Annotated in this window: 12 protein-coding genes; 2 read left to right on the top strand and 10 right to left on the bottom strand. The window is 54.8% G+C overall.

Annotated elements, in window-relative coordinates:
* Window positions 1-63: 63 nt before the first annotated feature.
* On the top strand, window positions 64-813 hold the full coding sequence (locus AC1MDE_RS10850) for a 4'-phosphopantetheinyl transferase family protein (protein ID WP_479397885.1): 750 nt from the start codon (window positions 64-66) through the stop codon (window positions 811-813).
* Window positions 814-844: 31 nt separating this feature from the next.
* On the opposite strand, the gene AC1MDE_RS10855 is transcribed toward AC1MDE_RS10850, so the two are convergent.
* Window positions 845-2,158: an NCS2 family permease gene (locus tag AC1MDE_RS10855; protein ID WP_058961700.1), complete on the bottom strand. Its 1,314-nt coding sequence runs from the start codon at window positions 2,156-2,158 to the stop codon at window positions 845-847.
* A gap of 150 nt (window positions 2,159-2,308) precedes the next feature.
* On the opposite strand from AC1MDE_RS10855, the gene yieH reads away from it, so the two are divergent.
* Window positions 2,309-2,968, top strand: a complete 660-nt coding sequence (yieH, locus tag AC1MDE_RS10860; protein WP_479401332.1) for a 6-phosphogluconate phosphatase — start codon at window positions 2,309-2,311, stop codon at window positions 2,966-2,968.
* Window positions 2,969-3,197: 229 nt separating this feature from the next.
* On the opposite strand, the gene AC1MDE_RS10865 is transcribed toward yieH, so the two are convergent.
* From AC1MDE_RS10865 to AC1MDE_RS10905, 9 genes are all read right to left on the bottom strand, one after another.
* Complete coding sequence (locus tag AC1MDE_RS10865) at window positions 3,198-4,436, bottom strand: MFS transporter (protein ID WP_045815084.1); 1,239 nt, start codon at window positions 4,434-4,436, stop codon at window positions 3,198-3,200.
* 119 nt (window positions 4,437-4,555) lie between these two features.
* Complete coding sequence (gene phoU / locus AC1MDE_RS10870; RefSeq protein WP_034830028.1) at window positions 4,556-5,290, bottom strand: phosphate signaling complex protein PhoU; 735 nt, start codon at window positions 5,288-5,290, stop codon at window positions 4,556-4,558.
* Window positions 5,291-5,304: 14 nt separating this feature from the next.
* Entirely contained in the window at window positions 5,305-6,078 is a 774-nt protein-coding gene (pstB, locus tag AC1MDE_RS10875) for a phosphate ABC transporter ATP-binding protein PstB (protein ID WP_034830029.1), read from the bottom strand.
* 44 nt (window positions 6,079-6,122) lie between these two features.
* Window positions 6,123-7,010, bottom strand: coding sequence for a phosphate ABC transporter permease PstA (pstA, locus tag AC1MDE_RS10880; protein WP_058961698.1), 888 nt, complete (start codon window positions 7,008-7,010; stop codon window positions 6,123-6,125).
* Entirely contained in the window at window positions 7,007-7,969 is a 963-nt protein-coding gene (pstC, locus tag AC1MDE_RS10885) for a phosphate ABC transporter permease PstC (protein ID WP_034830032.1), read from the bottom strand. The genes pstA and pstC overlap by 4 nt, the downstream gene beginning before the upstream one ends.
* A gap of 90 nt (window positions 7,970-8,059) precedes the next feature.
* Window positions 8,060-9,103: a phosphate ABC transporter substrate-binding protein PstS gene (gene pstS / locus AC1MDE_RS10890; RefSeq protein WP_045815086.1), complete on the bottom strand. Its 1,044-nt coding sequence runs from the start codon at window positions 9,101-9,103 to the stop codon at window positions 8,060-8,062.
* Window positions 9,104-9,280: 177 nt separating this feature from the next.
* Window positions 9,281-11,110, bottom strand: coding sequence for a glutamine--fructose-6-phosphate transaminase (isomerizing) (gene glmS / locus AC1MDE_RS10895; RefSeq protein ID WP_058961697.1), 1,830 nt, complete (start codon window positions 11,108-11,110; stop codon window positions 9,281-9,283).
* Window positions 11,111-11,354: 244 nt separating this feature from the next.
* Window positions 11,355-12,725 (bottom strand): bifunctional UDP-N-acetylglucosamine diphosphorylase/glucosamine-1-phosphate N-acetyltransferase GlmU, encoded by a 1,371-nt coding sequence (gene glmU / locus AC1MDE_RS10900; protein ID WP_058961696.1) that lies wholly within the window; start codon window positions 12,723-12,725, stop codon window positions 11,355-11,357.
* 264 nt (window positions 12,726-12,989) lie between these two features.
* Entirely contained in the window at window positions 12,990-13,409 is a 420-nt protein-coding gene (locus AC1MDE_RS10905) for a F0F1 ATP synthase subunit epsilon (RefSeq protein ID WP_034830038.1), read from the bottom strand.
* Window positions 13,410-13,417: the final 8 nt, after the last annotated feature.

The following is a 13,417-nucleotide window of genomic DNA, read 5'->3' on the forward strand; positions in this document are numbered from 1 at the left end:
AACCTCTGAGAAAATTCCTACAATAGCGCCGATGATTATCTGACCATTTTCACGGAGCGACAGATGGCTAGTCATTTTGTACGTTGGATGGGTAACTCGCCGCTCTCTTCAGAGCTGTTTCGGGTTCCACAGGATGTGATTAACAGCGCCGAGCGCTTCCCTGACAAGCGCCGTAGCCGTTTTCTCGCCGCACGCGAATTGCTGGCTCAGCTGATGCTGCGTGTCTATGGCATTCGTGAACTCCCGCCGCTTGTGACCACCAGCAGCGGACGACCTTGCTTTGCCGATCCTAACCTCCCTGACTTTAGTATTGCGTACGCCGGTAATATGGTCGGTGTGCTGCTGGCGGAAGAAGGCGGACGTGCGGGGTTGGATATGGAGATTGTCCGCGCCCACAGCCGTCAGACGCAGGACACGCTCACGCAGGATCTCTCATCGGGTGAGAAAGCGTGGATCAACGCGCAGCAGGATTTTATGGAAGCGGTGACGCAAATCTGGACACTGCGCCAGAGCATCCTCAAATTGACCGGTGAAAGTGAGAACGGTGCCGGTTCGCTGCAGTTGCACCCTGCTGCCGGCCGTCTGCGCTCCAGCGTGTTTCCGGATATTCAGGCGGTCTGTGATGCCGAGCCGATGCTGGTGTGGTCGTGCGCGCTCTCTCCGGGCACTGAGCGCTTATGCCTGTGGGAGATTGATGCACAACAGCAATGGCACCCATTGCGCGACGTTGAAATGAGCAAACCGAATATTGGCCCGCGCTCACTGCGTCTGACCAGCCTCACTCCCACACCCCAGGAAATCGGACATCTCTAACAAAACAGGCCGCAATCGCGGCCTGTTGTTTTTAGTGCGCGTCGATAAACGCGATTTTTAGCACAAACAGCAGGGCAACAATCACCACGCACGGGCTGATTTCACGCCAGCGTCCTGTGCCAAGCTTCATCACACAGTACGAGATGAAGCCCAGCGCGATACCTTCGGTGATCGAGAAGCTGAATGGCATCATCGCCGCCGTGACAAACGCCGGGACCGCTTCGGTGAGATCGTCCCAGCGCACGCGTGACAGTGACGCCGTCATCAAGACTCCCACATAGATAAGCGCACCTGCCGCCGCATAAGAAGGCACCATCGCGGCCAGCGGTGACAGGAACATCACCAGCAGGAACAGAATCCCGGTGATGACCGCCATCAAGCCGGTACGGCCACCAATCGCCACGCCGGAAGAGCTTTCGATATACGCCGTCACTGAAGAGGTGCCGATGAGCGAACCGGTCACCGAGCTGATGCTATCAACATACAGCGCCTGCTTCATACGCGGGAAAGTGCCCTTTTCATCGGTCAGTCCGGCCTTATCGGTGACACCGATCAGCGTGCCGGAAGAGTCGAACAGGTTGACCAGCATAAAGGAGAAGATCACTCCCGCCATGCCGATGTTGAACGCCCCTTTAATATCGACCTGACCCACTACTGCGGTCACGGCCGGCGGCGCGGCAAACACACCGCTGAATTTCACATCGCCAATGGCTAAGCCAATCGCCGTAGTGACCACAATCGATACCAGCACCGCCGCGTGGATATTGCGTGAGGCCAGAATCGCGATAATGAAGAAGCCCAGCGCCCCCAGCAGTACGCTATGCGAGGTCAGGTTCCCGACCGTCACAATGGTGTCGGCATTCGGCACGATGATACCGGCGTTTTTCAGGCCCATCATGGCGATAAACAGGCCGATACCGGCGGTGATGCCGACGCGCAGACTCATCGGGATATTAGCAATCATCCAGTAGCGCACACGCAACAGCGTGAGGATCAGCAGACCCAGTGCGCCCCAGAAGATCGCCCCCATACCAACCTGCCATGAGTAACCCATCGCGCCGACCACCACAAACGCGAAGAAGGCGTTCAGCCCCATCGCCGGTGCCAGCGCGACCGGCAAGTTCGCCACCAGCCCCATCAGGATGCTACCAAAGGCCGCTATCAAACAGGTGGTGACAAACACCGCCTGAGTATCCATGCCTGCGGCGCCCAGAATTTGCGGGTTTACAAAGACGATATACACCATCGTCAGGAAAGTCGTGAAACCGGCGATCACTTCGGTGCGCGCGGTTGTGCCGTGTTCCTGCAGCTTAAAGATGCGCTGCAACAAGCCCTGATTGTTCATTCAACTGTCCCGGAAAAAAATTTATCGCCGCGTATCCTATAGATTTTAGCGCAGCAAAACACTGATTATTCGCAAACGGTTGCCGGGGTCGCTTTCTACGCTCAGTGCGCTAGAGTGTCAGCTGGCTGTTTAATAAAAGGATGATGTGCGATGTCAGTTGAATGTGTGTTTTTCGATTGCGACGGTACGCTGGTCGACAGTGAAGTGATCTGTACGCAATCCTACGTCAACACCTTTGCCCAATACGGTATTGAGCTCTCTTTGCAGCAGATGTTTGAGCAGTACAAAGGGGTAAAGCTCTATGACATCGTGCGGGATGTACTGGCGCAGCATCAGAAAGAGGTGCCGTTAGACGAGTTCGAAGCGGCGTATCGCGCGGATGTCGCCCGCCTGTTTGACCTCGACCTGAAGCCGATTGCCGGTGCCAAAGCGCTGGTGGAAAGCGTGAAAGTGCCGATGTGCGTGGTCTCCAACGGGACAGTGAAGAAGATGCAGCACTCGCTGGGTTTAACCGGCATGCTGCCATACCTCGAAGGTCGGCTGTACAGCGGTTATGACATTAACCACTGGAAGCCCGATCCCGAGTTGATGTATCACGCGGCGGAGCAAATGCAGGTGCCGATTGAGAAGTGCATTCTGGTGGATGATTCAGAAGCCGGTGCGCGTGCGGGGATCGCGGCGGGCATTCCGGTATTTTACTACTGCGCTGATGCGCACAATCCGGAGTTGGATCATCCGCTGGTGACGCGCTTTGATGATATGACGCAACTGCCCGCACTGTGGCGCGCACGGGGTTGGGATTTGGTGTAAACCCAGGGCGTCATGAATGTCGCCCCTGCAGAAACCGGCGCACGATGTCCGGGCAATGCAGGATGCAAATCGACTGACCCCAAAAGTGTTACCTCTGTGGTCGGTCTGATCTGTTACCTCTGTGCCCGGTGGAACCTGGTGCTGCCTCTACAGAGGCCGATGTGCGATTTTGATCTGTTCGCAGATCTAATAGGGTGCGCATTTATGCGCACCAGGTAACCTAAACGCCTTAGCCAATCGCGCCCAGTGAATCCTCGTTGCTCTGCTTCTTCGGCAGCAGGAACAGGGTGGCAACAATATCCAGCAGGTAAATCAGCGCCAGCAGCGTGATCGCCGCGGTAAACGAGATTTGCGCCGCCAGCAGACCAATCACCAGTGGACCAAAACCGCCGACACCGCGTCCAAGGTTGAACAACACGTTCTGCGCAGTGGCGCGCGCCTGCGGTGGGAAGGTGTCCGAGATCAGCGCGCCGTAACCGCCAATCATGCCATTCACAAACATCCCCATGATCGCGCCGGTAAACAGCATGACGGTAGGATCGCGCAACTGCGCATACACCACCACCATGGCGACCGCGCCAAACTGGTACAGCAGAAAGATTTTCCAGCGCGCGAAGCGATCGGCCAATACGCCAAACAGCCAGATACCAAAGGTCATGCCCACCACGGTCACCGCCGTCCACAAGCCGGATTTCGTCAGGCTAAAACCAAAGCTGGATGAGAGGTAACTTGGCATCCAGATCATCAGACCGTAATAACCGAAGTTCTGCACTGAGCAGAGGATGAAAATCCCGAGACTGGCTTTGCTGGTGGCGCGATCGGCAAACAGCAATTTGATGCGCGCGGCGAATGACAGCTGTGGCGTCTTCTCAACATGGCGTGTGAAACCCTCCGGCTCCCCCATACTGCGACGAATCACGAAGGACACTAGCGCGGGCAGTAAACCCACCAGGAACATGCCGCGCCAGCCGATCACACTCAGTAGCGGCGGAGTAATAAACGCCGCCAGCAGCACACCGAGCTGCCAGCCGATGCCGACCCATGCCGAGGCGCGATTACGCTTCTCCTTCGGCCAGGCTTCCGCAATCAGTGCCATGCCAATACCAAACTCACCGCCTAAGCCCACGCCCGCCAGCGTGCGATAGGCCAACAGATCCCAGTAGCCCTGCGCCACCGCGCACAGCCCGGTGAAGATTGAGAACATCAGGATCGTCACGGTAAGAATACGGATACGACCATAGCGATCGCTGAGATGACCAAACACAATGCCACCGATCACCGCGCCGATCAGCGTCCAGGTGACCAGCGAACCGGCCTGAGAGGGATCGAGCGCCAGCGAGACGCTGATCGCCGGTAACATAAAGCCCAGAATTAACAGATCGAAGCCGTCCATCGCATAGCCACTAATGGCAGCAACCATCGCTTTTGCCGGCGTCACGGCGTTTTTTTTCGTTATTGGGGAAGACATTTAACAGCACCTGGCAGAAAAAAGTGCGCCAAGTATAAAGAGAGGGAATCGCGGAGACCAATCAGAAATGAAGATGGCTGCCTGTTTGCCACAGTGGCAACAGGCAGCCGAAACGGCAATTAAGAGGGTTTATTGCTGCCGTCGTCACCTGACAGCAGTTCATCCAGCTTGTCGCCGCCAACGTGACGGAAATCCTGACCTTTAACGAAATAGAAGATAATTTCGCAGATGTTCTGGCAACGGTCACCGATACGCTCGATAGCGCGGGCACAGAACAGCGCCGTCAATACACTTGGGATGGTGCGGGGATCTTCCATCATGTAGGTCATCAGCTGACGCACAATGCCTTCGTACTCTTTGTCGACCTTCTTATCTTCACGATAGATCTTAATGGCTTCATTCAGATCCATACGCGCGAAGGCATCCAGCACGTCGTGCAGCATCTGCACGGTGTGGCGACCCAGAGACTCCAGGCTCACCAGCAGAGGCAAGTGCTGCTGGCTGAACTTCTCCAGCGCGGTGCGGCTGATTTTCTCCGCAACGTCACCGATACGTTCCAGCTCAGAGATAGTCTTGATGATCGCCATGACCAGACGCAAATCGATCGCGGTTGGCTGACGTTTGGCGATGATGCGCACGCAGGCTTCATCAATCTCCACTTCCATCATGTTGACCTTCTGGTCACCGTCGATGACGCGACGTGCCAGCTCGCCATCCTGGTTGTGCATCGCGGTAATGGCGTCAGTGAGTTGCTGCTCCACCATGCCACCCATGATCATCACCTGAGTGCGAATGTGCTCCAGCTCCGCGTTGAACTGACCGGAGATGTGTTTGTTCAGATTTAAATTATCCATGTGCGTCTCCTGAATCAGCCGTAACGACCGGTGATGTAATCTTCGGTCTGCTTCTGCGCGGGCTTGGTAAACAGTGTATCGGTGTCGCTGAATTCGATCAGCTCGCCCAGATACATGAAAGCGGTATGGTCAGAACAACGCGCGGCCTGCTGCATGTTGTGCGTCACGATCACCACGGTGTAATCCTGCTTCAGCTCGGTGATCAGCTCTTCAATACGACCGGTAGAGATCGGGTCGAGGGCTGAGCATGGCTCATCCAGTAACAGGACTTCCGGGCGAATCGCGATACCGCGTGCGATACACAGACGCTGCTGCTGTCCGCCTGAGAGACTGTAACCGCTCTGATGCAGCTTGTCTTTGGTTTCATTCCACAGCGCGGCTTTGGTCAGCGCCCACTGCACACGCTCGTCCATATCGGCACGTGACAGCTTTTCAAACAGACGCACGCCAAACGCGATGTTGTCATAAATCGACATCGGGAACGGCGTTGGCTTCTGGAACACCATGCCAACGCGTGCGCGCAGCAGGGCAATATCCTGATGGGAAGCCAGAATATTGTCGCCATCCAGCAGAATGTCACCTTCAGCACGCTGCTCAGGGTAGAGCGAGTACATTTTGTTGAAGGTGCGCAGCAGGGTGGATTTACCACAGCCTGATGGTCCGATGAAGGCGGTGACCTGGTTCTTTGCGATATCCAGGTTAATGTTCTTCAGAGCGTGAAACTTTCCGTAATAGAAGTTCAGATTGCGAACCTGAATTTTACCGGCAGAAGTCGTTGCCATACTCATTGCTCATCTCTCATGTGCAGCGCCGCCGAAGCCGCGCCGGGAAATTAATGTTTGCCCTTGGCGAAAACCACTCGCGCGACAATGTTCAGCAGCAGCACGCACAGGGTAATGATCAACACACCCGCCCATGCCAGGCTTTGCCACTCGGCAAATGGGCTCATGGCGAATTTGAAAATCGTCACCGGCAGGTTGGCGATCGGCTGCATCATGTCGGTACTCCAGAACTGGTTCGACAGCGCAGTAAACAGCAGCGGTGCAGTTTCGCCCGCGATACGTGCCACGGCCAGCAGGACACCGGTAATGATGCCGGAGACTGAAGCTTTCAGCGTAATGGCCGAAATCATCTTCCACTTCGGCGTACCCAGTGCATAAGCCGCTTCACGCATGCTGTCAGGTACCAGACGCAGCATGTTTTCAGAAGTACGGATCACGATAGGAATCTGCAACAGCGCCAAGGCAACCACGCCCGCCCAGCCCGAGAAGTGCTGCATCTGCGCGACCACAATGGTGTAGACAAACAGACCGACCACAATGGAGGGGGCAGAAAGCAGGATGTCGTTGATGAAACGAATCACTTCTGCCAGCCAGTGCTTACGACCATACTCGGCAAGATAGATACCAGCCATGATACCCAGCGGTGTACCAATCACCGTTGACCACAGAATAAGTAACCCACTGCCCGCCAGGGCGTTGGCTAAACCACCGCCTGCGGTGTTCGGTGGCGGGGTTGATTCAGTGAACAGTGACCAGCTCAGACCATCAATGCCTTTGGTGACGGTAGTGAACAGAATCCACACCAGCCAGAACAGGCCAAAGGCCATGGTCAGCATCGACAGCGTCAGTGCCACTTTATTTTTAGCGCTGCGACGTGCCTGCATTTTACGGCGCGAGGCTTCCAGCTCAGCACGAGCATGCATTTCGATAGCGGTCATGAACGGGCTCCTTCACTCTTCGCCAGGCGCAGGATCATCAGTTTGGAGATGGCCAGTACGATAAAGGTAATCACGAACAGAATCAGACCCAGTTCCATCAATGCCGCCACATGCACACCGGATTCAGCTTCAGCGAATTCGTTCGCCAGCGCGGAGGTGATACTGTTGCCCGGCATAAACAGCGAGGCGCTGTCGAGCTGGTAGGTGTTACCGATGATGAAGGTCACCGCCATGGTTTCACCCAGTGCACGACCCAGGCCCAGCATCACACCACCGATTACACCGTTTTTGGTGAACGGCAGCACGATACGCCAGATCACTTCCCACGTGGTGCAACCAATACCGTAGGCGGACTCTTTCATCATCACTGGCGTCTGCTCAAACACATCACGCATGACCGATGCAATGTACGGAATGATCATGATGGCGAGGATCACGCCAGCGGCCAGAATACCGATACCGAATGCCGGGCCTGAGAACAGGGCACCCACAATGGGAATGTTCGACATGATGTTGCCGACCGGTGTCTGGAAGTACTCAGCGAACAGCGGGGCGAAGATAAACAGGCCCCACATGCCGTAAACGATACTCGGGATCGCTGCCAGCAACTCAATTGCGGTACCCAGCGGGCGACGCAACCAGTTAGGTGCCAGTTCCGTCAGGAATAGCGCAATGCCAAAGCTCACCGGCACAGCGATGATTAAGGCAATGATGGAGGTGACGAGGGTGCCGTAGATCGGTACCAGCGCACCAAATTGTTCGTTTGGCGCATCCCAGGTTTTGGTCCATAAGAAGGAAAAACCAAATTTTTGGATGCTTGGCCAGGAGGAGAAAATCAGGGAGACGATAATGCCACCCATCAACAACAACACGATAAGCGCGGAAAGTTTCACCAGCGCGCCGAAAATCATGTCACCTTGTTTACCTGGGGCTTTGAACGTCGGCTTAGTGGCAGCCATAAGTTTCTCGGTTCTCAGAGGAAGTTCAGGGCGGCATACCATGCCGCCCATCGGGTTGGTCAGTCAGGGGAGACTGACCGGGTCATTCGCTTACTTGTAAATCGCTTTGCCTGAGCTGTCTTTGATGTTCGCTTTCCAGGCAGTACGAATCTGGTTAGCGACGCTTTCTGGCAGCGCGGCGTAATCCAGTGAGGTTGCAGTTTTGCTGCCGCCTTTGTAAGCCCAGTCGAAGAACTTCAGCACTTCAGCACCTTTCTCAGCATTCGCCTGGTCTTTGTAGATCAGGATGAAAGTGGTTGAGGTGATCGGCCATGCATCGTTGCCTTTCTGGAAGGTCAGGTCTTGAGCGAAAGACTCGCTCCAGTTTGCGCCTTTGGCAGCGTTAGCAAAGCTGGCTTCGCTTGGTGCAACAGATTTACCGTCAGCATCAACCAGTTTGGTGTAGGTCAGGTTGTTCTGCTTAGCGTACGCATATTCAACGTAGCCGATTGAACCCGGCAGACGCTGTACGAAGGCTGCGACACCGTCGTTACCTTTACCACCCAGACCGGTTGGCCAGTTAACGGTGTTGCCTTTACCAATTTTGCTGTTCCAGTCTGCGTTGACTTTAGACAAGTAGCTGGTGAACACGAAAGAGGTACCTGAACCATCTGCGCGGCGAACCACGTTGATGTTGGTGTCTGGCAGTTTCACGCCTGGGTTCAGCTTAGTGATCGCCGGGTCGTTCCACTTTTTGATGTTGCCCAGGTAGATATCGCCAACGGTTTTTCCGTCCAGCGTCAGTTCACCTGATTTAACACCTGGGATGTTAACGGCCAGAACCACGCCACCGATAACGGTAGGGAACTGGAACAGACCATTTTTTTCCAAATCGGCATCCGCCATCGGCGCATCTGACGCACCGAAATCAACGGTTTTAGCGATGATCTGCTTAACGCCGCCTGAAGAACCAATACCCTGATAGTTGATTTTGCTACCGGTGGCTTGCTGGTATTCTGCTGCCCACTTGGCATAAACCGGTGCCGGGAATGTACCGCCAGCGCCAGTCAGGTCGGTGGCTGCAAAAGCAGATACCGCGCTTACTGCGAAGGTGGCGGCGAGGATTCGGGCTACGGATGTACGCATCAGTGTCATGTTCCCTCCAGGGGATTTAAAAAAAATCAGGCTCAATGCCATTTTAGTTGGAGTCAGTGATTGCTGCTGGAGGGAAAATAGGACAGTTTGATGACAGTGAAATGTACGAAATATGACAGTTATATGACACCGTTTAAAAAGCAAGCGGACCCGTTGCAGGCCCGCCCTTTTTATAGATTATTCAACAGTAACCGATTTTGCCAGGTTACGGGGCTGGTCAACGTCGGTGCCTTTAATCAGCGCAACATGATACGAAAGCAGCTGCAACGGCACGGTATAGAAGATCGGTGCTATCACCTCTTCGACGTGTGGCAGTGAGATAATTTTCATGCCTTCGCTGTCGGTGAAACCCGCATCCTGATCGGCAAATACATATAGCAAACCGCCGCGCGCACGCACCTCTTCAATATTCGATTTCAGCTTCTCCAGTAGCTCGTTATTCGGCGCAACGACGATCACCGGCATATCGGCATCAATTAGCGCCAGCGGGCCGTGCTTGAGCTCTCCGGCGGCGTAGGCTTCTGCGTGAATATAGGAGATCTCTTTCAGCTTCAGCGCGCCTTCCATCGCGATCGGATACTGATCGCCACGGCCCAGGAACAAGGCATGATGCTTGTCAGAGAAACCTTCAGCCAGGCTTTCAATCACTTTATCCTGCGCCAACATCTGCTCAATGCGGCTTGGCAATGCCTGCAGCGCATGCACAATTTCGTGCTCGGTTTCTGGCTTCATGCCATGCAGACGACCCAGTTTTGCCACCAGCATCAGCAACACCGCCAACTGCGTGGTGAAGGCTTTCGTTGAGGCCACACCAATTTCGGTGCCGGCTTTGGTCATCAGCGCCAGATCGGATTCACGCACCAGCGAAGAGCCGGCAACGTTACAGATGGCCAGCGAACCGAGATAACCCAGCTCTTTAGACAAGCGAAGCGCGGCCAGCGTATCGGCGGTTTCACCCGATTGCGACAAGGTGATCAGCAGACTGTTTTTACGCACAGCGGATTTGCGATAGCGGAATTCGGAGGCGATTTCCACATCGCAAGGAATGTTGGCCAGCGACTCAAACCAGTAGCGCGACACCATCCCGGAGTTATACGAGGTACCGCAGGCGATAATCTGGATGTGCTCAACCTTGCTCAGCAAGGCTTCGGCATTGGCACCCAGTTCGCTGAGATCGATCTGCCCATGATTAAAACGACCAGTGATGGTGTTTTTAATCGCGTTCGGCTGCTCATAGATCTCTTTCTGCATGTAGTGACGATAGGCACCTTTATCACCAGCATCGTACTGCGCCGTGGATTCGATTTCCGCGCGTTTGGCTGGCTTGCCATCACGATCGATGATGGTGACTTCACGGCGCGTAATCTCGGCGATATCACCCTCTTCCAGGTACATAAAGCGGCGGGTCACCGGCAGCAGCGCCAGTTGGTCAGAAGCAATGAAGTTTTCACCCACGCCACGGCCAATCACCAGCGGGCTACCTGAACGCGCAGCCACCAGCACGGATGGATCGCGGCTGTCCATGATCACCATGCCATAAGCTCCGCGCAGTTGCGGGATCACGCGCAGTACCACTTCACGCAATGTGCCGCCCTGCTTCTGCTCCCAGTGCACCAGATGCGCCACCACTTCGGTGTCCGTTTCTGAGGCAAACTGGTAACCGCGTTCGATCATCTGCGCACGCAATGGCTCATGGTTCTCAATGATGCCGTTATGCACAATGATAATGTGCTCAGAGACATGCGGATGCGCATTGGCTTCTGATGGCTCACCGTGGGTTGCCCAACGCGTATGAGCAATACCAGTGCCACCAATCAGTGGCTGCTGCTCTGCGGCTTCAGCCAGATTAGCCACTTTACCAAGACGACGCAGACGCGTCATATGTCCCTGGCGATCGACAACGGCCAGACCCGCAGAGTCATAACCGCGATACTCAAGACGACGCAGACCTTCCAGCAGAATTTCTGCGATGTCACGCTGCGCTACTGCACCAACAATTCCACACATAATAGTTTCCTGACTTCATGGCTTTCGGCCATTACGTTGTCTTCTGACCTGATTATTCCCCGAGCCTTGTAGAGAGTGGGGGATCTACCCTTCATACATCAAATTTCAGGTGCGTTGGCTACGCGCATTCACCTCAGTCACTGACTTCAGTCAGCTCCTGAGGACTCGCGCTTGCCGCCTTTCAGAAACTCGAATGATTTCGGGTAGTTTTTTTCACGGGTCGATCTTTGCCGACCCTTAAAATTTATTTTTTCTTAACCGGACGCTGCCAGCCAGACTTCTGATTCTGTTCTTTGCGGTTGTAGACCAAATCGGCGGCGGTGACATCGTTCATTACCGTGGTACCTGCAGCGATGGTCGCGCCAGCCGCGACGGTGACCGGAGCCACCAACTGGGTATCGGAGCCGACAAACACGTTGTCGCCGATAATGGTTTTCGATTTATTCGCGCCATCGTAGTTACAGGTAATGGTGCCAGCCCCGATGTTTACGCCCGCGCCAATTTCTGCGTCGCCAAGATACGAAAGATGACCCGCTTTGGAACCTTTGCCCAAGATGGCCTTTTTCATCTCAACGAAATTGCCGACATGTGCCTCTTCCGCCAACTCGCTGCCAGGACGCAGACGCGCGAACGGGCCAACGGTGCAGGCAGCGGCTAAGGTGGCATCTTCGAGGACTGAATAAGGGCTGATTTCACAATCATCACCAATCACGCTGTTTTTGATGATGCACCCAGCGCCAATTTTGACGCGGTCGCCCAATGTCACGGTGCCTTCAATGATAACGTTGGTATCGATCTCGACATCACGCCCATGTTGCAGCGAACCGCGCAGGTCGAAACGCGCAGGATCGCGCAGCATGACGCCCGCCAGCAGCAGTTGTTCTGCCTGCTCGCTCTGATAGGCACGCTCCAGCGTGGCCAGTTGCAGGCGGTTATTCACACCATCGGTCTCACTGATACGCGCAGGATGTACCGCGTTGATCACGCGACCTTCGTGATGCGCCATGGCGATGATATCGGTGATATAAAACTCGCCTTGAGCATTGTTATTGTTGAGCTGCGCCAGCCAGCGTTTGAGGTCGCCGCCGTTGGCAATCAGGATGCCGGTGTTAATTTCCTGAATCTTAAGTTGTTCTGCTGAGGCATCTTTCTGCTCAATGATGCCGGTCACCGTGCCGTTTTTACGCACGATGCGACCATAGCCGGTAGGGTTGTCTAACACCACGGTGAGCAAACCGATTCCACCTTCAGGTTTCGCTTCACGCAAACGCTGTAAAGTGGCTTGCGAGATCAGTGGCACATCGCCGTACAGCATCAGGATGTCTTCGTCATCGGCAAAGAAAGGTGCCGCCTGCTGCATCGCATGGCCGGTACCCAGCTGTTCAGCCTGCAATACCCAGTTCAGGGTGTTGTGGGCTAGTTTCTCTTGCAGCAGATCGCCGCCGTGACCGTACACCAGATGCACCTGCTGGGCTCCAAGGCCGGTCGCCGCATCAATCACATGCTGAACCATCGGTTTGCCTGCCAGGGTGTGCAGTACTTTGGGCAGATCGGAATACATACGGGTGCCTTTGCCAGCGGCTAAAATCACCACACTCATTGCGCTTGTAGACATAACTATCCAGACTCAATTTAACTTTCGAAAGTGTAAGGTTTACCTCTGAGATTACTACATTTTTCTCGGACCGAAATTAGCGGATAAAGATGAAAGGGTGATCGGGGATAAAACCAGTGCCGGCCTGGGCATCACGCGATGCACTTTGCCGATGAAATCGGGCAGAGCAAGACAACATCTCCCTCCCCCAAAGCAGGATGATTTATCGCGCGCAAAAAAAATGCCAACCCAATGGGCTGGCATTTCGTGACGCATAAAGCCTGATTACATCGCTTTCTTGGTCAGCTCGATTACACGCAGTTTCGCGATAGCTTTCGCCAGTTCCGCAGAGGCCTGAGCATAGTCCACATCACCGTGGCTGCTGTTCATGTGCTCTTCTGCTTTACGTTTCGCTTCCAGCGCGCGCGCTTCGTCGAGGTCTTCACCGCGAATCGCGGTGTCGGCCAGAACGGTCGTGCTGCCCGGCTGTACTTCCAGCACGCCGCCAGAGAGGTAGATATACTCCTCTTCGCCGTGCTGTTTCACGATGCGAATCATACCAGGCTTGATGGCTGTCAGCAGCGGGGCGTGGCCAGGGTAAATACCCAGCTCACCTTCGCTACCTGACACCTGGATGCGCTCAACCAGACCGGAGAACATTTGTTGCTCCGCGCTGACAACGTCCAGATGATAAGTCATAGCCATACTATTCC

Source organism: Pantoea folii (assembly GCF_056678875.1).